Source organism: Streptomyces curacoi (assembly GCF_001513975.1).
In the GTDB taxonomy this organism is placed as follows: domain Bacteria; phylum Actinomycetota; class Actinomycetes; order Streptomycetales; family Streptomycetaceae; genus Streptomyces; species Streptomyces curacoi.
The window spans coordinates 77218-101632 of the sequence record NZ_KQ947990.1 but is presented as its reverse complement, the minus strand read 5'-3'; the positions used below and the strand labels follow the sequence as shown (position 1 = coordinate 101632).

General features: G+C 71.1%; 25 protein-coding genes. 13 read left to right on the top strand and 12 right to left on the bottom strand.

Features of this window, described 5'->3' with window-relative positions; translation table 11 throughout:
* Positions 1 to 108: 108 nt before the first annotated feature.
* Complete coding sequence (phoP, locus tag AQI70_RS23560; protein ID WP_004000192.1) at positions 109 to 780, bottom strand: two-component system response regulator PhoP; 672 nt, start codon at positions 778 to 780, stop codon at positions 109 to 111.
* Positions 781 to 785: 5 nt separating this feature from the next.
* Positions 786 to 2120 carry a two-component system sensor histidine kinase PhoR gene (gene phoR / locus AQI70_RS23555; protein WP_062153314.1) on the bottom strand — a complete coding sequence of 445 codons (1335 nt, stop codon included), beginning with the start codon at positions 2118 to 2120 and terminating at the stop codon, positions 786 to 788.
* 418 nt (positions 2121 to 2538) lie between these two features.
* Between phoR and phoU the strand changes: the two genes are divergently transcribed.
* From phoU to AQI70_RS23540, 3 genes are all read left to right on the top strand, one after another.
* The gene (gene phoU, locus AQI70_RS23550; protein WP_062153312.1) at positions 2539 to 3240 is read left to right on the top strand and encodes a phosphate signaling complex protein PhoU; all 702 of its coding nucleotides are present in this window, start codon (positions 2539 to 2541) and stop codon (positions 3238 to 3240) included.
* 507 nt (positions 3241 to 3747) lie between these two features.
* Entirely contained in the window at positions 3748 to 3996 is a 249-nt protein-coding gene (locus tag AQI70_RS23545) for an SCO4226 family nickel-binding protein (protein WP_062154095.1), read from the top strand.
* Between the two features lie 44 nt (positions 3997 to 4040).
* Positions 4041 to 4292: an SCO4226 family nickel-binding protein gene (locus AQI70_RS23540; protein WP_062153310.1), complete on the top strand. Its 252-nt coding sequence runs from the start codon at positions 4041 to 4043 to the stop codon at positions 4290 to 4292.
* A gap of 116 nt (positions 4293 to 4408) precedes the next feature.
* On the opposite strand, the gene AQI70_RS23535 is transcribed toward AQI70_RS23540, so the two are convergent.
* Positions 4409 to 4684: a hypothetical protein gene (locus AQI70_RS23535; RefSeq protein ID WP_062153308.1), complete on the bottom strand. Its 276-nt coding sequence runs from the start codon at positions 4682 to 4684 to the stop codon at positions 4409 to 4411.
* 254 nt (positions 4685 to 4938) lie between these two features.
* Here AQI70_RS23535 and AQI70_RS23530 point away from each other — a divergent pair, with 254 nt between their 5' ends.
* Positions 4939 to 5616, top strand: a complete 678-nt coding sequence (locus AQI70_RS23530) for an HNH endonuclease family protein (RefSeq protein WP_062153306.1) — start codon at positions 4939 to 4941, stop codon at positions 5614 to 5616.
* 16 nt (positions 5617 to 5632) lie between these two features.
* Here AQI70_RS23530 and AQI70_RS23525 read toward each other — a convergent pair whose 3' ends face one another.
* Both AQI70_RS23525 and AQI70_RS23520 read right to left on the bottom strand, forming a co-directional pair.
* Positions 5633 to 5863 carry an Lrp/AsnC ligand binding domain-containing protein gene (locus tag AQI70_RS23525; protein WP_062153304.1) on the bottom strand — a complete coding sequence of 77 codons (231 nt, stop codon included), beginning with the start codon at positions 5861 to 5863 and terminating at the stop codon, positions 5633 to 5635.
* 102 nt (positions 5864 to 5965) lie between these two features.
* Positions 5966 to 6727, bottom strand: a complete 762-nt coding sequence (locus AQI70_RS23520) for a phosphoglyceromutase (RefSeq protein ID WP_004000165.1) — start codon at positions 6725 to 6727, stop codon at positions 5966 to 5968.
* 162 nt (positions 6728 to 6889) lie between these two features.
* On the opposite strand from AQI70_RS23520, the gene AQI70_RS23515 reads away from it, so the two are divergent.
* Both AQI70_RS23515 and fxsT read left to right on the top strand, forming a co-directional pair.
* Positions 6890 to 8149 carry an MDR family MFS transporter gene (locus tag AQI70_RS23515; protein WP_062153302.1) on the top strand — a complete coding sequence of 420 codons (1260 nt, stop codon included), beginning with the start codon at positions 6890 to 6892 and terminating at the stop codon, positions 8147 to 8149.
* A gap of 137 nt (positions 8150 to 8286) precedes the next feature.
* Complete coding sequence (gene fxsT, locus AQI70_RS23510; protein ID WP_062153300.1) at positions 8287 to 10815, top strand: FxSxx-COOH system tetratricopeptide repeat protein; 2529 nt, start codon at positions 8287 to 8289, stop codon at positions 10813 to 10815.
* Between the two features lie 11 nt (positions 10816 to 10826).
* Here the strand turns inward: fxsT and AQI70_RS23505 are convergent, their stop codons facing one another.
* Entirely contained in the window at positions 10827 to 11270 is a 444-nt protein-coding gene (locus AQI70_RS23505; RefSeq protein WP_208607425.1) for a DUF2000 domain-containing protein, read from the bottom strand.
* 49 nt (positions 11271 to 11319) lie between these two features.
* Between AQI70_RS23505 and AQI70_RS23500 the strand changes: the two genes are divergently transcribed.
* The gene (locus AQI70_RS23500; RefSeq protein ID WP_062153297.1) at positions 11320 to 12135 is read left to right on the top strand and encodes a helix-turn-helix transcriptional regulator; all 816 of its coding nucleotides are present in this window, start codon (positions 11320 to 11322) and stop codon (positions 12133 to 12135) included.
* Between the two features lie 24 nt (positions 12136 to 12159).
* Complete coding sequence (locus tag AQI70_RS23495) at positions 12160 to 12738, top strand: hypothetical protein (RefSeq protein WP_062153295.1); 579 nt, start codon at positions 12160 to 12162, stop codon at positions 12736 to 12738.
* A 14-nt stretch (positions 12739 to 12752) separates the two neighbouring features.
* Here the strand turns inward: AQI70_RS23495 and AQI70_RS23490 are convergent, their stop codons facing one another.
* On the bottom strand, positions 12753 to 13253 hold the full coding sequence (locus AQI70_RS23490; protein ID WP_062153293.1) for a type III secretion system chaperone family protein: 501 nt from the start codon (positions 13251 to 13253) through the stop codon (positions 12753 to 12755).
* Positions 13246 to 14583: a D-inositol-3-phosphate glycosyltransferase gene (gene mshA / locus AQI70_RS23485; protein ID WP_062153291.1), complete on the bottom strand. Its 1338-nt coding sequence runs from the start codon at positions 14581 to 14583 to the stop codon at positions 13246 to 13248. The genes AQI70_RS23490 and mshA overlap by 8 nt, the downstream gene beginning before the upstream one ends.
* Positions 14584 to 15041: 458 nt before the next feature.
* Between mshA and AQI70_RS23480 the strand changes: the two genes are divergently transcribed.
* The 3 genes from AQI70_RS23480 to AQI70_RS23470 all read left to right on the top strand — a co-directional run bounded on the left by AQI70_RS23480 (position 15042) and on the right by AQI70_RS23470 (position 18698).
* A complete protein-coding gene (locus tag AQI70_RS23480; protein WP_062153289.1) occupies positions 15042 to 15836 on the top strand; it encodes a hypothetical protein in 795 nt (264 codons plus the stop codon).
* Positions 15837 to 16022: 186 nt separating this feature from the next.
* Entirely contained in the window at positions 16023 to 17099 is a 1077-nt protein-coding gene (locus AQI70_RS23475) for a C40 family peptidase (RefSeq protein ID WP_062153287.1), read from the top strand.
* A 297-nt stretch (positions 17100 to 17396) separates the two neighbouring features.
* On the top strand, positions 17397 to 18698 hold the full coding sequence (locus AQI70_RS23470; protein WP_062153285.1) for a PP2C family protein-serine/threonine phosphatase: 1302 nt from the start codon (positions 17397 to 17399) through the stop codon (positions 18696 to 18698).
* A 228-nt stretch (positions 18699 to 18926) separates the two neighbouring features.
* On the opposite strand, the gene AQI70_RS23465 is transcribed toward AQI70_RS23470, so the two are convergent.
* The 3 genes from AQI70_RS23465 to AQI70_RS23455 all read right to left on the bottom strand — a co-directional run bounded on the left by AQI70_RS23465 (position 18927) and on the right by AQI70_RS23455 (position 20867).
* Positions 18927 to 19259 carry a DUF2516 family protein gene (locus AQI70_RS23465; protein ID WP_208607442.1) on the bottom strand — a complete coding sequence of 111 codons (333 nt, stop codon included), beginning with the start codon at positions 19257 to 19259 and terminating at the stop codon, positions 18927 to 18929.
* A 141-nt stretch (positions 19260 to 19400) separates the two neighbouring features.
* On the bottom strand, positions 19401 to 20063 hold the full coding sequence (locus AQI70_RS23460; RefSeq protein WP_062153283.1) for a hypothetical protein: 663 nt from the start codon (positions 20061 to 20063) through the stop codon (positions 19401 to 19403).
* 102 nt (positions 20064 to 20165) lie between these two features.
* Positions 20166 to 20867: a helix-turn-helix domain-containing protein gene (locus AQI70_RS23455; RefSeq protein WP_062153281.1), complete on the bottom strand. Its 702-nt coding sequence runs from the start codon at positions 20865 to 20867 to the stop codon at positions 20166 to 20168.
* Between the two features lie 567 nt (positions 20868 to 21434).
* Between AQI70_RS23455 and AQI70_RS23450 the strand changes: the two genes are divergently transcribed.
* Entirely contained in the window at positions 21435 to 22349 is a 915-nt protein-coding gene (locus AQI70_RS23450; protein WP_062153279.1) for an NAD-dependent epimerase/dehydratase family protein, read from the top strand.
* Positions 22346 to 23269: an RNA polymerase sigma-70 factor gene (locus AQI70_RS23445; protein ID WP_062153277.1), complete on the top strand. Its 924-nt coding sequence runs from the start codon at positions 22346 to 22348 to the stop codon at positions 23267 to 23269. Before AQI70_RS23450 ends, AQI70_RS23445 begins: the two co-directional genes overlap by 4 nt.
* 64 nt (positions 23270 to 23333) lie before the next feature.
* On the opposite strand, the gene AQI70_RS23440 is transcribed toward AQI70_RS23445, so the two are convergent.
* Positions 23334 to 24317, bottom strand: a complete 984-nt coding sequence (locus AQI70_RS23440; protein WP_062153275.1) for a phosphotransferase enzyme family protein — start codon at positions 24315 to 24317, stop codon at positions 23334 to 23336.
* Positions 24318 to 24415 lie beyond the last annotated feature (98 nt).

Here is a 24415-nt window from a genome sequence, read left to right as displayed (position 1 = left end):
GCCCGGTCGTAGTGGACGAAAGGGCGGGACCTCCCCGGAAGGAGGTCCCGCCCTTCGTCGTACGGCGCTGCAGGCCTCGTCGTACGAGGCTGCGGGCGCGCGAGTTTTTTACGGCTCGAACTTGTAGCCGAGGCCGCGCACCGTCACCAGGTAGCGCGGCGCGCCGGGGTCCGGCTCGATCTTGGCGCGCAGGCGCTTGACGTGGACGTCGAGGGTCTTGGTGTCACCGACGTAGTCGGCGCCCCAGACGCGGTCGATGAGCTGCATGCGGGTGAGGACGCGGCCGGCGTTGCGCAGGAGCATCTCCAGGAGGTCGAACTCCTTGAGCGGGAGGTCGACCTTGGAGCCGGAGACGGTCACCACATGTCTGTCGACGTCCATGCGGACCGGGCCCGCCTCCAGGGCGGCCGGGGTGACCTCCTCCGGCTCGCCGCGGCGGCGCAGGACGGCCCGGATGCGGGCGACCAGCTCGCGGGAGGAGAAGGGCTTGGTGACGTAGTCGTCGGCTCCTATCTCCAGGCCGACGACCTTGTCGATCTCGCTGTCCTTGGCGGTCACCATGATCACGGGGACGTTGGAGCGGCCGCGCAGCTGACGGCACACCTCCGTGCCGGGCAGACCCGGCAGCATCAGGTCGAGAAGGACGAGGTCGGCGCCGTTGCGCTCGAACTCGTCGAGTCCGTCGGGCCCGGTGGTCGCGACGGCGACCTCGAAGCCCTCCTTGCGGAGCATGTACGACAGGGCGTCGGAGAAGGACTCCTCGTCCTCGACGACGAGCACTCGGGTCACGGAAGGACCTCCGGGGCGGAAAGCGTTTCGTACGCGGTTGAGTCAGGGGGTGAATCTGGGGATCTGCGGGGATGGGAGTCGGCGGGCCCGGCCTCGTCGTCGAGGTCGGGTTGCTGCTGTGCGCGGTCGCGGGCCGTGCCCGCCTCCGGCAGCCGCAGGGTGAAGGTGGAGCCCTGTCCCTCGGAGCTCCACACCGTGACCTCCCCGCCGTGCGAGGCGGCCACGTGCTTGACGATCGCGAGACCGAGACCGGTGCCGCCGGTGGCACGGGAACGGGCCGGGTCGACGCGGTAGAAGCGCTCGAAGATGCGCTCCTTGTCCTTGTCGGAGATGCCGATGCCCTGGTCGGTCACGGCGATCTCGACGAGGTCTCCGCCCGGGGCGCTGACCCGGCGGGCGGCGATGCCGACGCGGGTGCGGGCGGGCGAGTAGTTGACGGCGTTCTCGACGAGGTTGCCGAGCGCGGCGGCGAGCTGGCCGCGGTTGCCCCAGATGCTGAGGTCGGTGGTGCCGCCCGCCCGTCGCCCGCCGCCCTGCTCGGAGCCTTCGGGCGCCCATACGTTCGAGGCCATCGTGATCTGCTTGGTGCCGGCGGCGTGCCGGCAGCGGTCCATGGCCTCGGCGACGAGTTCGTCGACGCGGACGGGCTCGGCGTCCTCCAGCGGGTCGTCGTTCTGCACCCGGGAGAGGTCGATGAGCTCCTGCACCAGGTTGGTGAGCCGGGTCGCCTCGATCTGCATACGGCCGGCGAAGCGCTGCACGGCCTCGGGGTCGTCGGAGGCGTCCATGACGGCCTCGGACAGCAGGGAGAGCGCGCCGACCGGCGTCTTCAGCTCATGGCTCACATTCGCGACGAAGTCGCGCCGCACCGCTTCTATGCGCCGGGCCTCGGTCAGGTCCTCGACGAGCAGGAGGACCAGGCGGGAGCCGAGGGGCGCGACGCGGGCGGACACGGCGAGCGCCTCGCCGCGTCCGGTGCCGCGCCTCGGCAGGTCCAGCTCGACCTGCCGTATCTCGCCGTCCCGTCGGGTGTCCCGGGCCATCTGGAGCATGGGCTCGACGGAGAGCTTGCCGCCGCGGACCAGACCGAGGGCGTACGCCGCCGAGCTGGCCTTGACCACGGCGTCGGCCTCGTCGAGGACGACGGCGGAGGAGCGCAGCACCGACAGGACCGTGTCCACGCCGGGCGGCAGGACCGGGTCGGTGTGCAGGGAGGTTCGGGTGGGTCGCTTCAGGTCGCGTTCGCTCCAGCGGAACGCCAGCATGGCGATGACGCCGGTGAGTACCCCGGCGATCGCTGCCGCTGCGGCGACCGCCGCGTTCACGTCCATGCTTCCAGGTTAGGCATGGGGCGGGCGCTGGCCACAGCCGTCGGAGGGCGAGCTCGAACACTCGTCGCCCAGAGTTCACCTTGGAGCCAGTATTGGTTCATTTGGGGTGGCGGAAACGGACGCGTAGAGGCCGGATCGTGGGAGCGTCGGGTTCGCCCCGGCGGTTTAGCGTGGAGATCGTACTGGCGGTTTCACGACAGTCCGACTGTCGTTCTCGCGACGGTCCTACTGTCGTAGGTCATGACGGTAGGACTTCCGGATTGACCGCAGGACTGCTGGTCCGACGACAAGACTGTCGGTTTGGTGAGAAGACTGCCGGTCGATGAGAAGACTGCCGGTCCGGCGAGAAGACCGCCGGTTCGGTGACAGTCGCCTGGCCCCCGGAACCCCCGAGGCAGACGTAAGAGAGGGACCCCTGATGCGGGACGCGTACCACGAGGAACTGGACTCGATCGGTGACGGTCTGGTGGAGATGGCCCGGCTGGTCGGGTCGGCGATCGGGCGCGCCACGACGGCCATCCTGGACTCCGACCTGAAGCTGGCCGAGAGCGTGATCGAGGCCGACCAGAAGGTCGACGACCTCCAGCACGAGCTGGAGGCGCGGGCCATAGCCCTGCTCGCCCGGCAGCAGCCGGTGGCGACCGACCTCCGTATCGTCGTCACCTCCCTGCGCATGTCCGCGGACCTGGAGCGCTCGGGCGACCTGGCCCAGCATGTCGCGAAGGTCACGCGGCTGCGCTACCCCGAGCGCGCGGTCCCGCAGGACCTGCACGCCACCATCCTGGAGATGGGCCAGCTCGCGCAGCGCCTGATGGCGAAGGCGGCCGAGGTCATCGTCACCAAGGACGTCGACCTCGCGCTCCAGCTGGAGCAGGACGACGACGCGATGGACCTCCTCCACCGCACGCTCTTCCAGCACCTGATGGACGAGCGCTGGAAGCACGGCATCGAGACCGCGGTCGACGTGACGCTGCTCGGCCGCTACTACGAGCGGTACGCCGACCACGCGGTGGCCGTGGCCAAGCGTGTGGTGTACCTGGTGACCGGCGAGCACGCGGACGAGCTGCAGGCCGATGTGCAGCCGGAGGTCCAGGCGGTCTCGGGGGTGGACGGGGCGTAGGGCCGTAAGGCTCCCGGGGGCCTGTTCGGGGCGTGCGCAAGCCTCTGTGCGCCGTTGATGCGCCCAGCGGGGCGGGCATGGAATGGGCAACAGGCACCAGCCTTGAGGAGGGACCATGGCCGAATCCCCCAGCACCGCCGGCACGACACCCGACCCCGCCCAGGAACGCCCGACCGAGCAGCCCGCCGACATCAGGAGCCTCCCGCTCTTCGGCGCGTGCGGCTGCGGCTCGGGGTGCGGGTGCGGATGCCAGTCCGGGAATCCTTGCCAGTGCGGGTGAGGTGCAGGACGCGGAAGGTACTGCGGCGTACGGCGCCGTAGCTCTCGTATGACGGTGAGGGGCCCCGGCGGTGGGACGCCGGGGCCCTTTGCCATGCTTTGCCGTGCTCGCGGTGTTTGCCGTGCTTGCCGTGGTGCTCGTGCTCGCCGTGCTGGTCGTGCCGTGCGGGCGCAGCATGGAAGGAGAGCAGGTGTGCGCACCCCGGGAAGCGAAAGAAGGTGCGGGGCATGGCTCAGTTCATGGACGTACATCACGGGATGAAAGGCATCACGGCCGAACAGCTGCGCGAGGCCCACAACGCGGACCTGGCCATCGAGAAGGACGAGCGTGTGCACTTCGAGCGGGCGTGGGCCGACCCGGAGGCCGGAGTCGTCTACTGCCTCTCCGAGGCCCCCTCGGCCGAAGCGGTCCAGCGCATCCACGAGCGCGCCGGCCACAAGGCCGACGAGATCCACGCGGTCCCGCTGTCCGTCTGACGACGCGGCACCGGGGCGCCACAACGCGAAGGAGGACGAGGCCCGTGACACGCTTCATGGACGTCCACCACGGAATGCAGGGCATCACGGCCGAACAGCTGCAACAGGGTCACGACGCCACCGCCGCGGTCGAGGCGGAGGAAGGGGTCCACTTCGAACACGCCTGGGCGGACCCGGAGTCCGGCACGGTCTACTGCCTCAGCGAGGGTCCCTCGCCCGAAGCGGTCCGACGCGCCCATGAACGCGGGGGCGGCCCGCGGCCGGACGAGATCCATGCGGTGCCGTTGATGGTGTGAGTCGCGGCGCGGGTGTGCGTCGCGGCGTGGTACTACCCACAGCCCTCATCCCCTGCTCGCCGACGGTGCGGGCAGGGGATGTCGTGTCCGAGGCCGGATGAGGACTCGGGGGGCCGCTAGTCGGACGTCGTGCAGACGACCGCTGTGGCGACGCGATCGGGCTCCGCGTTGACGTAGAAGTCGGCGATCCCCCGCTCCGGGTCGGCGGACGGTACGACCGAGGGGGTGGGCGTCGGCGGCGAGCACCCGGAGAGCGAACTCGACGGCGACGGCTTCGGCCGTGGACCCGACGTCGGCTCGATCCCGTCGTTGATCGACTCAGTGAACGACCACCCGGCGACGACCAGCACGAGCCAGCCCCCGAACAGCCACCCCTTCGCCCGCCTGCTCATCCCGACCCCACCCGCACTCCCCCACGTCCGGCGCTCGGTCGCTCAGTCTGCCAGCAGCGGGGGCAGCGCGGCGGGCGCCCCCGGGCCAACGGGGTCGTAGGCCACTGCATCGACCGTCTCGATCGCCGACCTCCCTCGCATGCCCCAAATGAGTGATCCATAGCGCACCTGTCCGGTGAACTCAGGCGTCCATTTGGCTCATTCGTTCGAGTTGAATCGCTCGAACGAGGTATTCGCGGTCAACTCTGCGATGCGTGATCAAGAACCTCAGGCGAGCCGCGATCGCGGCCGTCCTCCTCGTCGTGCCCTTCCTGGCATCCGCTCCGGCCCGAGCTCACGGCCGTGCTGCCGAGACGTACACCGTCCCGATGGCGGCGGCGGTCCATCTCCTCCCGCTCGCTGCCGAGGTGCGGGACGGCTATCAGCGCACGAGCTTCAAGCACTGGAACGCGGGCAAGCACCCCACCGACGGCTGCAACACACGCGCGGAGGCGCTCCTCAGCGAGGCGGTCGACCGCCCCGACGTCCTCCCGGGCTGCAGGCTGTCCGGAGGGCGCTGGTGGTCGTACTACGACGCCAGGTGGGTGACCTCCGCCTCCGCTCTGGACGTCGACCACATGGTGCCGCTCGCCGAGGCCTGGGACTCCGGCGCCTCCCAGTGGACCGCCACGCGGCGCGAGGCGTACGCCAACGACCTGGACGCCGTGACGTCCCTCGTCGCGGTCTCCGCGGCGTCCAACCGCAGCAAGGCCGACCAGGACCCGGCCGAGTGGCTGCCGCCGGCCGTCGGCGTCCTGTGCCGGTACGTCTCGGAGTGGACCGCGACGAAGCTCCGCTGGGGGCTCACCGCCGACGCCACCGAGCTGGAAGCACTCACCCAGCTCGCGGATGCCTGCCCCGGCACGACCGTGACGTACGAGCCGGCTCCGTAGCGCACCTGCTGACCGCTCATCGGCCGGCGCGTTTGAGGGTGCGGATGACGGGGGCCGTCTCGGTGGAGGGAATGGCGTCGAGCGCGCCCACGCGTTCGGTGAGGTAACGGCACAGGTCCTCGGCATCGCGGCAGTTGACAGCGGCAACGAGATCGCTGGGGCCGGTGGTCATGGCGGCGAAGGAGATCTCGGGGTGGCCGACCGGCCGCTGTGCGACATCGGCCAGCCGGGACGGCCGTACCGACATCCACAGCCGCGCCTCGATGGGAAGGCACAGGGACGGCCCAGCCTCGCCAAAAAGCCCCCTACCAGCGGAGACCCCGCAGGTAGGGGGCTTGATCGTTCCGGCTTACTTCTTCTTGCCCTGGTTCTTGACCGCCTCAATGGCAGCCGCAGCCGCCTCCGGGTCCAGGTACTTGCCGCCCGGCGTCACCGGCTTGAAGTCGGCGTCGAGCTCGTAGTACAGCGGGATGCCGGTCGGGATGTTCAGGCCCGCGATGTCGGCGTCGGAGATGCCGTCGAGGTGCTTGACGAGGGCGCGCAGGGAGTTGCCGTGGGCGGCGACCAGGACCGTGCGGCCGGTCAGGAGGTCGGGGACGATGCCGTCGTACCAGTACGGGAGCATGCGGACGACGACGTCCTTGAGGCACTCCGTGCGGGGGCGCAGCTCCGGCGGGATCGTCGCGTAGCGGGGGTCGGAGGACTGGGAGAACTCCGTGCCGTCCTCGAGCGGGGGCGGCGGGGTGTCGTAGGAGCGGCGCCACAGCATGAACTGCTCCTCGCCGAACTCGGCGAGAGTCTGGGCCTTGTCCTTGCCCTGGAGGGCGCCGTAGTGGCGCTCGTTCAGGCGCCACGAGCGGTGGACGGGGATCCAGTGGCGGTCCGCGGCCTCCAGGGCCAGCTGGGCCGTGCGGATCGCGCGCTTCTGGAGGGACGTGTGGACCACGTCGGGGAGGAGGTCGGCGTCCTTCAGGAGCTCGCCGCCGCGGACTGCCTCCTTCTCGCCCTTCTCGTTCAGGTTGACGTCCACCCAGCCGGTGAACAGGTTCTTCGCGTTCCACTCGCTCTCGCCGTGGCGGAGGAGGATCAGCTTGTACGGTGCGTCGGCCATGCGATGAGCGTAATCGAAGGCTTTGATCGGGTGCGCCTGCCTCTCGATGGGCGGACTGTTGACGGGATCTGTTAATTGAGTGGCCTCCCGTAGAGCGGGTTTGTAAGTTCTGGTTACCGTCTGAGCCACTTACATCGACCGTGCCACACCTGGGGGACTCCTATGCCGCTCGCCGCCCTGAGACGTGCCACCCGAGAAACCGTCTCCGGGCTCCCCCGCGAGTTCTGGTGGCTGTGGACCAGCACGCTGGTGAACCGGCTCGGTGCCTTCGTGGCCACCTTCATGGCCCTGTACCTCACCCTCGACCGCGGCTACTCCGCCTCCTACGCCGGTCTCGTCGCCGCCCTGCACGGGCTCGGCGGGGTGATCTCCTCCCTCGGCGCCGGCGTGATGACCGACCGGCTCGGGCGGCGGCCCACCCTGCTGATGGCCCAGGCGTCCACCGCCGTCTCCGTGGCCGTGCTCGGGTTCATGCACCACCCCGCCGCCATCGCCGCCGTCGCCTTCCTCGTCGGTGCGGCCTCCAACGCCTCCCGGCCCGCCGTGCAGGCGATGATGGCCGACATCGTCCGGCCCGAGGACCGCGTCCGCGCCTTCTCGCTCAACTACTGGGCCATCAACCTCGGCTTCGCCGTCTCCTCCATGGCCGCCGGGTTCATCGCCGAGGTCAGCTATCTCTCCGGGTTCCTGATCGAGGCGGGGATGACCATGGTGTGCGCCGTCGTCGTCTTCCTGCGGGTGCCGGAGTCGCGGCCCGAGCGCACGGCGGCGGACAAGGCCGCCGAGGAGGTCGGGCTCGGGACCGTTCTGCGCGACGGGCGCTTCATGAGCGTCGTCGGGCTGTCCTTCCTCGTCGCCCTCGTCTTCCAGCAGGGGGCGGTCGGACTGCCGGTGGCGATGGGCGAGGCCGGCTTCTCCCCCGCCGACTACGGCCTCGCCATCGCCGTCAACGGCGTCCTGATCGTCGCGCTGCAGATCCCGGTCACGCGCTTCATCGAACGCCGCGACGCGGGACGCATCCTCGTCGTCTCGTCCCTGCTCGCCGGGTACGGGTTCGGGCTCACCGCCTTCGCCGGGTCGGTCGGCGTCTTCGCGCTGACGGTGTGCGTGTGGACGCTGGGCGAGATGCTGAACGCGCCGACGCAGACCGGGCTCGTGGTGCGGCTCTCGCCCGCGCAGGGGCGCGGTCGCTACCAGGGCATGTACACCATGTCCTGGTCGGTGGCGGCCCTGGTCGCGCCCCTGATGTCCGGCTTCGTCATCGACCGTCTCGGCGCCGAGTGGCTGTGGGGGTTGTGCGCGGTCGTCGGTACGGCGGCGGGGATCGGGTACGGCGTCCTGATGCGGCGCCTCCCGGCGGAGGCCCCGGCGGCCGCCGACGTCACCGCCGTCGATACGGAGCCCGAAGTGCGTACGGTCTGACGCCGCTCCCCCCGGGCGAGCCCGCACTCCCAAGCCCCTCCGGCCTCATACCGATTCCCTGCTGAGCCCGCCTCCCACGCGGTATACAAGGAGGCGCGGTACGGGGGCCGTTGGGGCCGCTGGGGTGGGAGACGGGCATGACCGACAGTTCCGGATCGATCTTCATCAGTCATGCCGGGCACGACGGCCAGTGGGCGGAATGGGTGGCCTGGCACCTCGGGGAGGCCGGGTACGAGGTCGAGCTCGACCTCTGGCACTGGCGCCCCGGCGAGAACTTCGTGAAGAAGATGAACGACGCGCTGGAGCGGTCGGCCGCGGTCATCGCCCTGTTCTCCCCCCAGTACTTCGCCCCGGGCCGGTACACCGAGGAGGAGTGGACCGCCGCCGTGGCGGGCCGCGGCCGCTTCGTCCCGCTGGTCGTCGAGCCCCTGGAAGCGGGCCGGCTGCCCTCGATCCTGCGGCCGCTCATCCGCCGGCAGCTGCATGACCTGGACGAGGCGGCGGCCCTCAAGGCACTGCTCGAAGCGGTGGGCGGACGGGAGATCCCGACCACCTCGCCGGCCTTTCCCGGCAAGGCGGGCAAGGGCGCCCGGGTCGCCAAGCGCACCGGCCCATCGGCACCTCAGGGCCTCCAGCCCCGCTTCCCGTCCGCCACCCACGACCCCGCCGTATGGGACGTACGGCAGCGGCGCAACCCGCACTTCACCGGCCGCGACGAGATCATCGAGAAGGTACGCGGGGGTCTGCTCGGCGAGCGCCGGGCAGCCGTACGGGTTCTCCACGGTCCGGGCGGGGTCGGGAAGACCCAGGTGGCGCTGGAATACGCGCACCGGTTCGCGGGGCAGTACGACCTGGTGTGGTGGGTCGACGCCGAACAGGCCGAGCAGGTACCGGCCCGGTACGCGGAACTCGCGGCCCGTGTCGACGTGGCCAAGCCGGACGCCGGTGCCGAGATCAACGCCCGGTACGCCCTGGAGTACCTGCGCACCCACGACCGGTGGCTCATCGTCCTGGACAACGCCGAGGACCCGCGGCAGCTGCGCACCTGGCTGCCGGAGGGCTCCGGCCATGTGCTCATCACGGCGCGCAACCCGGCCTGGAAGAACATCGGGCCGGGTCTCGCCCTTGGAGTGTTCAGCCGCAAGGAGTCGCTCGCCTACCTCAACGGGCAACTGCCCACGCTGACCGAGCCAACAGCGGACGCCCTGGCCGACGCGCTCGGCGACCTGCCGCTCGCGCTGGCGCACGCCGCGGGTGCGCTCGGCGAGGGGACACCGCCCGACCACTACCTCCAGCTGCTCAGGACCAACACCGCCGAGCTCCTCAGCGACGGGGAGGTCTACGACTATCCGGTCTCCGTGGCGGCCACGGTCACGATCGCCGCCGCCCGTCTGGACGCGAGCCGTCCGGAGGCGGCGGCCCTGTTGCGCCTGGCCGCCTTCCTCGGACCCGAGCCCATTCCGACGAAGTGGCTCGTCGCGGCCCGCGGGGCGCTGACCAGCGTGCCCGGCGACCCGCACGACATCCGCTGGCCGAGAAACGCGCTCCAGCCGCTCGCCCAGTACGGGCTGGCGGTCGTCGGGCCCGAGGCGTTCCAGGTGCACCGGCTCACGCAGGCCGTGGTGCGGCATGTCAGCGCCGACCGGGCCGGGGGGCCGGTGCAAGACGTGGCCGCGCTGCTGGCCACCCTCGATCCCGGCGACCCGGAACTGCCCGAGACATGGCCGGAGTGGGCGTCGCTCACCCAGCATCTGATGGCGACGCTGGACGCGATGATCGACAGAGCCGAGCTGCGCCCGACGTATCTGAAGGCCGCCCAGTACCTCGCACGCAACGACCAGCCCGAGGTAGCCCACGGCCTCGCCGAGATCATGCACGAGAAGTGGAAGGCTTCTCTGGGCGAGGAACATCCCGACACGCTGAGCGCGGCGCATCTGGTGGCCTTGGCCCTGCATGACATGGAGAGGTACGAAGAGTTCCTGCCCCTGGTCGAGGATCTCCTGGAGAGACGGCGCAGAGTGCTCGGGGAACATCATCCCGACACGCTGAGCGCGACCCACGACCTGGGTATCGCCCTGAGCGCGTTGGACAGGCAGGCCGAGGCGTACACCATCCTCCAGGAGGTCTCGGCACGTCGTCAGTCGACGCTGGGCGAAGACCACGTCGATGCCCTGTTCTCCGTCGCCAGTACCGGGGCCAGCCTGATGGAGCTCGGTCGTCTCGACGAAGCACACCACGTACTGACGGACGCCCTTGCCGGATACCGGCGTGCGTTGAACGAGAACCACCCTGCCGCCCTGGACGCCACGACCTACTTGGGCCTCGTTCTGTCTCGTCTCGGCAGGCACGTCGAGGCCCTCCAGGTCCAGTCGGAGATTCTGGCGCTGCACCGGCAGTTGTTGGGCGACAGACACAGGAGCACGCTCCTCAGCGCCGATCACCTCGGCAGCACACTCATCGACACCGGCCAGTACGCCCAAGCCGAGCAGCTCCTGCGGTCCACAAGAACTCTCATCCGGGAATCCCTCGGAACCGACCACCGCCTGTACAACAGCGTCACCCTCGACCTGGCCAACGCCCTGGCCCGCCAGGGCAAGACCCACGACGCCCAGCGCCTGCGCGCCTCCCTCAAACAGAAGAGGTCCCCGAAGAAACGCCCCCGCTGACCCCGCTGACCTCAGGGATGCATCCGCGCCCCCTTCACCACCTTGTCCACGGCATTCCGCGGCCCGTACACCGCGATCCCCACCAGATCCAGCTCCCCCGTGGACACGGCCCGCACCGCCGCCCGGTTGTCCCGGTCGTTGCCCGTCGAGAACAGGTCGGAGGTGAAGACCGCGCGCGGGAGGGAACGGGACAGCACGCGCGCGTGGGCCGCCGTCAGCGTCTCCTTCGTGCCCTCGAAGACCAGCACCGGCTGCCGGAACATCGGCAGGTAGGGCACACCGTCGGCGTCCTCGTACGGCTCCCCGATCACCTCGGGGACCTGGGTGCCCAGGCCGCTGACCAGGAAGGCGGTGACGTTGAGGCGCTGCCAGGGCTCCAGGTCCTCGCGCAGAAGGACGGTGATCTTCGTGTCGAAGCGGATCGGTTCGGAGGTCACATGGGATTCGGTGCTCATGCATCGAGACTGCCGACCGCCGTACGCGACCGTCTTGTACGTTCTTTGCATGGCGCCCGGAACAGCGGCTCGGCAGGAGGTCTCCGCCTGGCGCCCGCGCGTCCCGGGCGTCGTGGAGGTGTTCCACGCCCACTTCACCGAGTACGCCTACCCGATGCATGTGCACGAGGCGTGGACGCTGCTCATCGTGGACGACGGCGCCGTACGGTACGACCTGGACCGGCACGAGCACGGCACCCCGCACGACACGGTGTCCCTGCTGCCGCCGCACGTGCCGCACAACGGTTCGCCGGTCACGCCGGACGGCTTCCGCAAGCGGGTCGTCTACCTCGACGGCACGCATCTCGGCGACGACCTCATCGGACCCGCCGTGGACGGCCCCGACCTGCGCGATCCCGTACTGCGGCGGCGGGTCGGGCAGTTGCACACCGCGCTGGTACGGCCCGGCGAGGAGCTGGAGGCCGAGAGCAGGCTGACGCTGATCGGCGACCGGCTCGGGACTCTGCTACGGCCCCGGCTGCACACCCACCTCGCGCGCCGTGACCCCGCCCTCGCCCGCCGGCTGCGCGAGCTTCTCGACGAGCGCGTCGTCGAGGGCCTGTCGCTGGAGGAGGCCGCAGGGCTGTTGCAGGCCCACCCGGCCCATCTCGTACGGGTGTTCAGCACTGCCTACGGCATCGCACCGCACCAGTACCTGAACTCCCGCCGCGTCGACCGGGCCCGCCGTCTGCTGCTGGAGGGGCGCCCGCCGGGCGAGGTGGCGGCGGAGACCGGTTTCTTCGACCAGTCCCATCTCACGCGGCACTTCAGGAAGTTGGTGGGGATCACCCCGGGCCGTTATGCGCGGAACCCGTCCGTCCGTTGATCACCGGCGGTTAGCGTCGCCCCCATGGACGACACACAGAGCACCCAGGACCCGCACGCTTCGCCCACCGATACCACTGAGACTCGCCCCATACGCTTCAGACGCCTCTCCGTCGCCGTCGTCGGAACGGCGGCCGTCGTGGCCCTCGGCGTCGGCGGTGTCGCGCTCGCGGCGACCTCGGACGACGAGCGCACCGCCGAGCCGAGCGTGTCGAGCACCGTCCCGCCGGACGGCGGCTCCGGCGGCACCGTGGGCGCGAGCGGGGGCGGCACCACCGACGGAGGCACCACCGACGGGGGCACCACCGGCGGCACCGAACCCAGCCCCACGTCCACGTCCGTGGACGACCCGCCGGTCGACGACCCGGTCCCGTCGGACGTGCCCTCCAGCCCCGGTAAGCTGGAAGAACTGAACCGGCGCCTCGCGGAGCTCGACCGGAAGGTCGACCAGCTGCCCACCAAGGAGGAACTGGCCGACGCCCTGCGCGCCATGGCCGACGCGCTCGACCGGCAGTCGGGGGAGCCCACGGGCGAGCCCACGGATGAGCCCGATCCCACCAGCGAGCCGCAGCCCGACTCCTCTCTGCCGCCCAGCGAGTCCTGAGACAGCGCCCGGGGTCAGTCGGACGGCCGCCGCGTGAGACGCTCGAACGCGTCCAGGTTGCGCGTCGACTCGCCCCGGGCCACCCGCCACTCGTACTCCCTGCGGATCGCCGACGCGAACCCCAGCTCCAGAAGCGTGTTGAAGGCACCGTCCGCGGCCTCCAGCACCTGGCCCAGCAGCCGGTCGATCTCGTCCGTGGTGACGGCGGCGAGCGGCAGCTTGGCGGTGACGTAGACGTCGCCGAGCTGGTCGACGGCGTAACTCACGCCGTACAGCTTGAGGTTGCGTTCCAGGAGCCAGCGGTGGACGCCGGACTCGTTCTCGTCGGGGTGGCGGATGACGAAGGCGTTGAGCGACAGGGAGTGGCGGCCGACGAGCAGGGAGACCGTCGTCGACAGTTTGCGGGTGCCGGGGAGTTTGACGACGTAGTTGCCGGGGGCCGGGCTCTCCCAGTCGAGTTCGGCGTCCTTCAGGGCTCCCTCGACGACCTGCGCCGCCTTCTGTACGTCAGCCATGGTGGGAGCGTACGCGACGCCGGTGGGCCTGGGTCGCGGCCACGTAGACGTCCGCCGTGGCGGCGGCCGCGGTGTCCCAGCCGAAGGACTGGGCGTGCCGGGCCGCGGCCTCGCCCATCCGGGAGGACAGGTGCGGGTCCTCGGCGAAGGCGTGCAGCACGCGCGCGTAGTGGGCCGGATTGTGGCCCTGGACCAGGAAGCCGGTACGGCCGTCCCGGACCGCCACCGGCAGTCCGCCCACCGCCGCCGCCAGCACCGGGGTGCCCGCCGCCTGCGCCTCGATGGCCACCAGCCCGAAGGACTCGCTGTACGACGGCATGACCAGCACGGAGGCGGCCCTGAACCAGTCCGCGAGCTGCTGCTGGCCGACCGGCGGGCAGAACCGTACGACGTCCGCGACGCCCAGGCGGGCGGCCAGCTTCTGCAGGCCCTCGGGCTTGGCGAGGCCGCTGCCGCTGGGGCCGCCGACGACCGGGACGACGATCCGGGAACGCAGCTCGGGGTGCTCGTCGAGCAGGACGGCCACCGCGCGCAGCAGGATGTCCGGGGCCTTCAGGGGCTGGATGCGGCCGGCGAAGAGGGGGATCAGGGCGTCCTGCGGGAGGCCCAGGCGGGCGCGGGCGGCGGCGCGGCCGTCGGCGGGCGAGAAGCGGGTGAGGTTCACCCCGGGGTGGACCACGGCGACCTTGCCGGGGTCGGCGGCGTAGTGCCGTACGAGTTCCTCGGACTCCTCGGCCGTGTTGGCGATGAGGCGGTCGGCGGCGGCGACGATCTGGGTCTCGCCGATGACGCGGGCGGCGGGCTCGGGGGTGTCGCCGTCGGCCAGGTTGGCGTTCTTGACCTTGGCCATGGTGTGCATGGCGTGCACCAGGGGGGCGCCCCAGCGCTGGGCGGCGAGCCAGCCGACGTGGCCGGAGAGCCAGTAGTGGGAGTGGACCAGGTCGTAGTAGCCGGGGCGGTGGCCGGCCCAGGCCTGCATCACGCCGTGCGTGAAGGCGCACAGCTGGGCGGGGAGGTCCTCCTTGTTGAGGCCCTCGTAGGGGCCCGCGTCGACGTGGCGGACGAGGACGCCGGGGGCGAGCTCGACGACGGGCGGGAGGTCTGTGGCGGTCGTGCGCGTGAAGATCTCCACCTCGATGTTGATCGCGGCGAGGCGCTGCGCGAGCTCCACGATGTAGACGTTCATGCCGCCGGCGTCGCCGGTGCCGGGCTGGTGGAGCGGGGAGGTGTGCACGGAGAGCATGGCGACGCGGCGGGGGCGGCGGTGCAGCCTGAGCCGCGGGTGTGCCGCCGGAGAGCGACGCCCGAGCCTGCTGACGTAGTGGCTCACGTGGCGTTCCTCCTTGGCTGCGGGCATGCCGGTGGAGGGGTGTGCGTGCCCTCCAAGGCGGTGCAACGCCGGAGCAAGGGCTTCCCATTCCTGGTGGGGCGGTTTTTGCCGAGGTATTACCGGGGGTCGCTCAACTGTTCGGGGGTGGGGTGCGTGGGGGTGCGCGCATGCCTGTGGCGGGGAGGGGGTGCGCGTCCATACCTGTGGCGGGGAGTCGGGGTGCGCGTCCATGCCTGCGGCGGCCTGTGCGGGTGGGATGGGGGTGCGCGTTGCGCATGCGGTTCGTCGGGGGTTGGGGCCGCGCCGGGGGTGTCCGTCCTCGGACCGGCGGCTAGGGTGCGCCTGGAGGTGCTGTTCCTTGACGCCGGCCACTGCGGGCGGACACCCCCCGGCACGTCCCCTGCTCGCCGTTGCGCCAGTGCGGGTGGCACCCCCTGGGGGCGCATACCCTCGTATGCATGACAGCCCGCGCCTCCGCCCGACCCGTGGGCACCGTTACGCGCGGGACCACCAATCCCAATCGGCTGCGCCGGATGGACCGGTGGATCGCCCATACGCACGGGGCCGAGCTCCGTCGGGCCGCGGAACCCGTCGCGGTCGACCTCGGCTACGGCGCCGCCCCCTGGACGGCGGTCGAGCTCCTCCTCCGGCTTCGTGCGGCGGCGCCCCGCGCACGGGTGGTGGGTGTGGAGATCGAACCGGCGCGGGTCGCCGCCGCCAAGCCGTACGAGCGGGAGGGGCTCGTGTTTCGGCACGGTGGGTTCGAGATCCCGATCCCGCAGCGGCCCCTGCTCGTGCGCGCGGCGAATGTGCTGCGGCAGTACGACGAGGACGAGGTCGCCGGGGTGTGGGAGCGACTGTGTGCGCGGCTCGCCCCCGGTGGGCTGCTCGTCGAGGGGACCTGCGACGAGGTCGGGCGCCGGCATGTGTGGGTGGCGCTCGGGCCGGAGGGGCCGCGTACGGTGACGTTCGCGACCCGGCTGGGCTCGCTGGAGCGGCCGTCGGATCTCGCCGAGCGGCTGCCGAAGGCCCTCATCCACCGCAATGTTCCCGGCGAGCCCGTACATGCCTTCCTGGGCGACTTCGACCGCGCCTGGGCCGCCGCGGCGCCCTACGCCTCGTACGGCGCGCGCCAGCGCTGGATCCGGGCGGTGCGGCACCTGGCGGCCGACTGGCCGGTGACGGACGGGCCGGTGCGGTGGCGGCAGGGGGAAGTGACGGTGCGGTGGGAGGCGTTGGCGCCGCGCGCCTGAATGTGCGGGGTGGGGGAACGATCTCCGCGAGTACTTCGTCACAGAGGCGGGGAGAGCGTCATGGGGGGGCAGGAGAGGGGGAAATAGGAATTCCGACTGCCTCTGTCGCTTTGCGCGCCGTCATGGCACGATCCCCCAAGCGCGCCAGTAAGTTACTGACGGTAAATCAGGTTTGGGGGCAGAGGTATGGGATCGGGCAAGCGCAGCGTCCTCGTGGCCTTGACCGTGGTCTGCGCGGTCGGCGTGCTGGCCGCACCGGGCACGGCGTTCGCGGCCCCCTCCCCCACGCCGTCGCCGAGCGCCTCGCTCTCCCGGACCGCCGTGTCCTACAAGGACCTTGAGGCCGTACGGCAGAAGCTGGAGAAGCTCTACCACGCCGCGGCCGTCGCCACCGACGAGTACAACGCCGCCGAGGAGGCGGCCGAGAAGCAGTCCGCCGAGATCGTCGCGCTGGCCAAGAAGATCGTCGAAGGCAAGGAGAAGCTCGCCGAGTTGAAGAAGCGCGCGGGCGCGGCCGCCGCCGCCCAGTACCGCTCCGGCGGGCTGCCCGACGAGGCGCGGCTGATGCTCAGCGACGACCCGCAGGAGTTTCTCGACGGCACCCGCCGAGTGCTCCAGGGCGAGCGCGCCGCCAAGGGACTGCTTGCGGAAATGACCCGCACCCAGCAGGACTTGGAGCTGTACGCCAAGGACGCCTCCGCCCAGTGGCAGAAGCTGGAGGCGGGCCGCAAGGCCAAGGCCACCGCCAAGAAGAAGATAAAGCAGCAGATCGCGGCGGCCGAACAGCTCGAATCCCGGCTGGAGAAGGAGGAGAAGGAGCGCCTCGCCAAGCTGGAACAGGAGGTCGCGTACAAGGCGCAGACCGCCTGGCTGGACTCCGGCATCCTGAAGGACATCGACGGCAAGGCGTCCGAACAGGGCCGCAAGGCCGTCGAGTACGCCACGGCCCAACTGGGCAAGCCGTACGAGTGGGGCGCCGAGGGCCCGAAGACCTACGACTGTTCAGGCCTCACATCCCAGGCCTGGGCGAGCGCCGGGCGCGGGATTCCGCGGACCTCGCAGGAGCAGTGGAAGCAGCTCGAGCGCATTGACATCAAGGACATGCGCCCCGGCGATCTCATCATCTACCACGACGACGCCAGCCATGTCGCGATGTACATCGGCGACGGCGCGATCATCCACGCCCCGCGCCCGGGGCGGACGGTGACGGTCGCGGGAGCCGGCTCGATGTCGATCCTCGGGGTGGTTCGGCCCGATGCGTGAGGGTTCAGGGGAACTTGTGACGACCGGGCCGTGATCCCCGCCACGTGACCCGCCCCACGTGACCCGCCCCACGTCGCACGGCCACGAAACCCCGCGCCGACGTGACGTTCGTCATCCCTGCCCCCGCCCCACCCTGTCCAACTGCGGTAGGGAACGCGGCATATGACAGCGGCCAGCGTCAACGCGGCGTGCCTCACACCATTCCGTTACCGCGCCGACAACCGCTATGGTCCCCGTCGGTGGATCGAGGTCCCTCGTTCCCACCAGCCCTCGGGGGGAGGGAAGGAACTCAAGACGATGCCCGTACCCATACCGCGGCAGAGAGCGATCCCGGCCGCGGAGAGTGGTCAGGCGCAGGCCGCGTCCCCAGGCGGCACCTCCATGGAAGAGGCCCCGTGTAAGGAAGAGACGGTCGAGAACACCGCCCACACCAATCTGACGCTGCTGTTGATCGAGGACGATCCCGGCGGCTCGGCGATCGTGCCCGAGCTGCTCGACTCGGCCGGCAAGCCGATTCGTGTGCGCACGGCCCGCAACCTGACGGAGGCCGAGCGGCTGCTCACCGACGACGTCCACTGCATCCTGCTGGACCTCGCGCTGCCTGCGCCCGGCCGGACCGCCGACGGCGACGAGCTGGCCGTGCTCAAGCACGTCCTGGAGCTCGCGCCCCGGCACGCCGTCCTCGCGCTCACCGCCTCCGGCGACGCCGAGCGGGGGGCTCAGGCCGTGCGGGTCGGCGCCCAGGACTACCTCTTCCGGGACGAGCTGGACGGGCGGCTGCTGAGCCGGGCGATCCGGTACGCCGTGGAACGGAAACGTTCCGACACGGCCGAGCGACGGCTCGCCGAGGGCCGGATGCGGGCCCAGGAGAACCGCCGGCTGGAGCGCGGTCTGCTGCCGACGCCGCTGCTGGAGGGCTCGTCCCTCCGGTTCGCCGCCCGCTACCGCCCCGGTCGCTCGCGCGCCCTGCTCGGCGGTGACTTCTACGACGTCGTGCGCACCGCCGACGGCACCGTGCACGCCATGATCGGCGACGTCTGCGGCCACGGCCCGGACGAGGCCGCGCTGGGCGTGGAGCTGCGCATCGCCTGGCGGGCGCTGACGCTGGCCGGGCTGTGCGGCGACCAGCTGCTGGGCACGTTGCAGCAGGTGCTGGAGCATGAGCGGCCCGACGACGAGATCTTCGCGACCCTGTGCACGGTGGACATCTCGCCGGACGGCCGGCGGGCCGGTCTGTGTCTGGCGGGGCATCCGTCGCCGTTGGTCGCCCGGCCGGGGCGGCCCGCTCAGCTGCTGCCGTACGACAACAACGGGCCCGCGCTCGGGCTGCTGCCCGGGGCTCGGTGGCCTCGGATGCAGGTGGAGCTGGGGGCCGAGTGGAGCCTGATGCTCTATACCGACGGGCTGATCGAGGGCCGCGTCGGCGAGGGCCGGGAGCGGCTCGGTCAGGACGGCATGGTCGAGATGCTTCGCCGGCAGCTGTCGGAGGGGCTGCGCGGGGAGGCGTTGTTGCGGGCCGCCGTGAACGAGGTGCGGGACCTCAACGGTGGTGAGCTGACGGACGACGTGGCTGTGCTGTTGCTCGACCGAGGGGTCTGAGCGGCCGGGGGCTGAGCCTCCGGGGGGCTGAGCGTCCCCCGGGGGAAGGGTGTCACGGCGGGGGGGCTGAGCGGCCGGGGGCTTGTGCGGGGGGGACTCGCCGTGCGGGTTCTGTCGTACGCCGTCCGCGGGTGCGTGGGGGCCGGTCACGCCCGTGCGGCGGAGCCGCCCTCGGCAGGAACGACACGAACGACAGGGTATCGATTCAGCCCCGCGCCCCCAGGGGCGTCACCGTCCGCCGTTCCACGGGCCGTACGGACCGTCGCTGCTGGAGCCCTTTCTGCTGCGGCCCCCGCCCGGCAGCCCCTTGATCGCCGGTCGCACGTCCACCATGTACACGATCGTCGCGATGAGGCCGATGATCGGCAGGAACGACAGGATGTTGAAGATCAGGTTCACCACGAAGGCGAGCCCTAGGATGATCATCCAGAACGGCTTGGTCTGCTTGTCGGCCGCGCGGTAGGCGTCCTCGCGGCGTGTGGCCGCGTCGATCAGCGCGAAGCCGCTGAAAAGGATCAGGGCCATGCTCAGCAGCCACATGAACCCTGCGAAGCCCTGCATCAGCACAACGTCCACCACCCGAATCGGCTCGTATCTACGCGCTCACCGTACCCGCAACCGCGGGACCGCTACCCGAACAACGGGCCGAGCACTCTCCGAGTGCCCGGCCCGTGTCCAACGGCCCTTTTTCACCCGTCCGCGTTACTTGGCGGGCGGGGTCGTCTTCTTGGCGGTGGTCGTCTTGCGCGCCGGGGCCTTCTTGACGGGCGTCTTCTTCGCCGCGGCGGCCTCGGCGGCCGGCTTGGGCTCGGCGGGCTCGGCCTCAGCCTTGTCCTCCTTGACCGCGACCGGCTCGGGGTTCGGCTCGACGGCCACGGCGAGCTCCTCGATCTCCTCGGCCGCCTCGCCGCGCCAGTGCTTCACCGCCTGCTCGCCGTGCTCGGCGACCTTCTCGTAGGTCTCACGGGCCTTCACGGCGTACTCGGCGGCGACACCGACACCGCGCAGCGCGAGGTCCTGGGCGCCTTCGCCGAGCTTCTTCAGGTCGGCGTCGAGAGTGCTGCCCAGCTTCTTGAAGTCCGCGTCCAGGCCGCTGATGAACTCGTTGACCTTGGCCTGGATGCTCTCCTGGGCCTCCTTGGCCCTGGCACCGGCCTCCTTGGCGCGGGCGGTGGCCTTCTCCTGGACGGCCTTCGGGTCGGTATTGCGAACGGCCTCGAACCTGGCCGGCGCCTCGGCGCGCAGCTGCTCCACCAGGCTGGGCACCTTCTTGGCCTGCTGGAAGGCCAGGTCGGCGGTGCCGGCGGCGAAGTAGAGCGGGGTCGGGTCGCTGAAGGTCTTACGCAGGTCGTCGGTGATGGCCATGGTGATGGTCCTCCCGGGTTGCTTCGAGGTGAGGGTTTTTGATTCCCGCGGTCGGCCGGACGGCTGCCTGCCCGGCGCGTGCCGGGCGTACGGCGGCCGAGGTCAGCCTGCCGACTGCTGCGGGTCGTTCGGGTTCTCCGGGTCGGCGGCGCTGCCGTCGGACATACGGGTCGTGCGGGTCGTACGGGTCGTGCGTGTACGGCGCGTGGCGGACTTGCGGCCGCCGTCGGCCGTGCTGTTCGTGCGGGTCGTACGGCTGCGGCGGACGGCGGTGTCACCGTCCTGGGCGTCCGCCGCGCCGTCGGGGTGGCCGTCGCTCTGCAGGGAGCCCCGGTCCGAGCCGGAGCCGGAGTCGGCGTCCGTGCCGGAGTCGGGTTCCATCACGCCGGCGCCCCGCGAGACGGCCTCGGCCAGCCCGACTGCCTCGGCAGCCGCACCCGCCTCGGGGGATATCCCGAACCCGTTCTCCTTGCGGAAGGATTCGTAGATCTGGAGCAGCACCTGCTTCTGCCGCTCGTTCAGCGTGGGATCGGCGAGGATGACGGCGCGCGTCTCCACCTCGTCCCGGTCCCGCTCGGCGTCGAGGATGCCGGCCCGCACATACAGCGTCTCCGCGGAGATCCGCAGCGCCTTGGCGACCTGCTGCAGCACCTCCGCGCTCGGCTTGCGCAGCCCGCGCTCGATCTGGCTCAGGTACGGATTGGACACCCCGGCGGCATCGGCGAGTTGCCGCAGTGACAGCTGCGCGTTGCGCCGCTGCTCACGCAGATACTCGCCGAGATTGCCGACGTTGAGCGATGCCATGCCTCCACCTTGCCTCACCCTCGCTAACTATTGCAAGCACCTGCTTGCAAAAGTGCGCCACGCCACGTGTCGACCTCTAACGACGCTCTGCCCTTGAAGGTTGCCGACCCGAACCCCGCGACGCCCTCGAAAATCGCCGACTCGAACTTGGCGTCGCCCAAGTGGGGGTGTCCGGTTGTGGGGTCGCCGAGTGCGTTGAGGAGGGCGTCCAAGAGGGATGCGTGAAGGGCGTGCCGCGGTGGTCGACGTCAGCGCCGGAGGTCAGACCAGCAAGGTAGGCATCGCGGTCGGGGTCGGCCAGGTGGGCGAGACATGCGGTGTGGCCGGATACACGGATGCCTGGGCAGCCGAACGTACTTTCCGGCCTGGCGTCCTCTCCACAATGCGGCCAGCCAGGCGGTGTTGGGGACGGCATGCAGCCACCGTGACGAGCACCCGTGCCGCACCGTCCAGCGGCCCGTAGTGACCCCACCGATCCCAACGACTGCCCCCACCGATGTCACAGACGCCCGCCCTGTCTCGTCCCAGGTTCCGTAGAGGGACTTCGGAAGCGGGAAGGTGAGGATCATGCGGGTGTTCGTGGCAGGGGGAACCGGGGCCCTGGGCCGGCGGCTGGTGCCGCAGTTCGTGGCCCGTGGCCATCAGGTGACGGCCACCACGACGAGCGCGGCCAAGCTGGGTCTGCTGGAGCAGCTCGGTGCGCGGGGCGTCGTGATGGACGGGCTGGACGGGATGGCGGTCGGTGAGGCGGTGGCCGCGGCGCGGCCGGACGCGATCGTGCACGAGATGACCGCGATCTCCGGCAAGGCCGACATGCGGCACCCCGACCGGACGTTCGCCACCACCAACCGGCTGCGCATCGAGGGGACGGACCACCTGCTGGCCGCTGCCGAGGCGGCCGGCGTACCCCATGTGGTCGTGCAGAGCTTCGCGCAGAGCTACGGGCCCGGCACGGGGCTGCTGACCGAGGAGGACCCCCTCGACCCGGGCACGGGGGCGATGGCGCGCCGGGTCTCGGCGGGTGTCCTGCACATCCAGGACGTGGTCGCCAAGGCCGGCGGCACGGTCCTGCGCTACGGCGGGTTCTACGGGCCGGGCGCCAGTGACGACGTGGTCGAGTTCGTGCGCAAGCGGAAGTTCCCGCTCGTGGGGGACGGCACGGGCTGGAACTCCTGGGTGCACCTCGACGACGCGGCGAGCGCTACCGTCCTGGTCGTGGAGAAGCAGGCGCGGGGCGTGTTCAACATCGTGGACGACGAGCCCGCCCAGGTCCGCGACTGGCTGCCGTATCTGGCCGCGTGCGCGGGGGCGAAGCCGCCGATGCGGGTTCCCCGGTGGCTGGCCAGGCTGCTGGCCGGGGAGTTCGCGGTGACCCTGATGACCGAGGGCCGCGGCTTCTCCAACGCCAGGGCCAGGCGCGAACTCGGCTGGGAGCCGCGCTACCCGTCGTGGCGCCAGGGCTTCAAGGAGGAACTGGCGTGAGCCGCACCGAGGAGTTCGAAGAGCTACGGCCGCTGCTGTTCTCCATCTCCTACCGGATCCTCGGCAGTGTGAGCGAGGCCGAGGACGCCGTCCAGGAGACCTGGCTGCGCTACGAGGCCTCCCCGACCCGGCCCACCTCGCCCAAGGCCTTCCTCTCGGCGGTGGTGACCCGGATCTCGATCGACGTGCTGCGCTCGGCCCGCGTACGGCGGGAGACATACGTCGGACAGTGGCTCCCCGAGCCGCTGCTCACCGACCCCTACGAGGATCCGGCACGGTCGGCGGAGCTCGCCGACTCGGTGTCGATGGCGGCCCTGTTGCTGCTGGAGCGGCTCAGCCCGCTGGAGCGCGCGGTGTTCGTGCTGCGGGAGGTGTTCGGGTTCGGCTTCCCCGAGGTCGCCTCGGCGGTGGGGCGCTCGGAGGCGGCGTGCCGCCAGCTCGCGACGCGGGCGCGGCGCCACATGGACGCCGGGCGCCCCCGGTTCGAGGCGGACCGCCGGGAGCGGGAGGAGCTGGCGGCGCGGTTCTTCGACGCGCTCAGGGAAGGCGACGTCGACGGCCTGCGGGAGCTGCTCGCCGCCGATGTGTCGATGGTCGGCGACGGCGGCGGCAAGACCCCGCAGCTGGCCCGGGCCGTCGTCGGCGCCGACAAGGTGGCCAGGCTGCTCGCCGCGGTCTTCCCGCTGCTGGAGCGGATCGATGTGACGTGGGAGCCGCACGAGGTGAACGCCCAGCCGGGCGCCGTCTTCCGCGACCGGGACGGCAAGGTGCTCTACACCTTGGCGCTCGACGTGCTCGACGGACAGATCCAGGCCATCCGCTCGGTGATCAACCCCGACAAGCTCGGGCACGTGGGCCCGGTCGGGGACGTCTGGGCGGCCGACCGCGAGCTGAGGCGAGTGCGCCGGCCCACGCACTGACGTCGACAGCCGCCCGCCGCCCGGCCGCAGCAGCTGCCCGCAGGAGCCACCCACCGCCCCCGCCTCACCGCTCGACGGCCTCCCACACCTCCGTCAGCCGGCAGACGGCCGCAAGGTCCGGCAGGTCCCGCAGCGACGCGACGACCTGCCCGCTCGCGAACGCCCGCTGCTCGGCGGTCACGCCGGGGTCGATGGCGCACTCGGCCTGCACCTGGATGTAGTTCAGGGCCGTCGCGAAGAGCATCGAGAAGGAACCCGGCCCCTTGACGCTCGCGCGTCCCCCGGCGCTTCGGTACGCCCGTACCAGGCGCCGGGCCGCGTCGGCGTTCACCCGGTTGCCTCCCGACCACACGTACACGGCACGCGCGAACTCCCGCTCCGCCGAGGCGGGGCCGGCGTTGTCCCAGTCGAGGAGGACCGGTCCGCCCGGGCCGACCAGCACGTTCTGGGGCTGGAGGTCGAGATGTGAGGTCACCAGGTCGCCCGGGTCGGACGGCGTCACCCACTGGCCGAGTTCCGGCGCGGCCGTGTCGACGAACCGGCCGAGCGCGTCCGCCCACGGCACCCCGGCCCGGCGCACTCGCCCGTGCAGCTCCTTCCAGTCGGCATCCTGCGGGCACTGCTCGTACCAGGCGTTCGGCGTCTCGCTCGCGCCCTCGCCCGCCCGGTGCAGCAGCGCCATGGTCCGGCCGAACCAGTCCAGGATGCCGGGGTCGGACGCGTCCGCCTCGGTGCCGTCGATCCAGTCGTACAGCTTGACGTAGGACCCGCCCGCGGAGGCGGCGAGCTGGGAGACGTACGCGCCGTGGCGGTTGGGCATCAGCCGCGGTGACGCGATGCCCAGGTCGGCCATGGCGTGCCGCAACGCGGCCTCGCGGGCGACCTGTTCCTCGTCGCAGCCGAAGAGGAGTTCCTTGATCGCCCATGCGGAGCCGTCGCCGGTCAGCTTCCAGATCTGGCCCAGCGCGCCCCGCGTGACGGGTGTCATGGTCCACGGCCCGGCGCCGAGCGCGTACGTCTCCGCCATGAGGTCGGCCTTGTCGTGCACGCGGATGCCCCCTCCGGACGCTGGTGATCGACACCTACTGTCGCACGCGGCCCTGCGCCCAATACCCACTTTTTTGTGGGTACTTGGCAGTCGGCGAC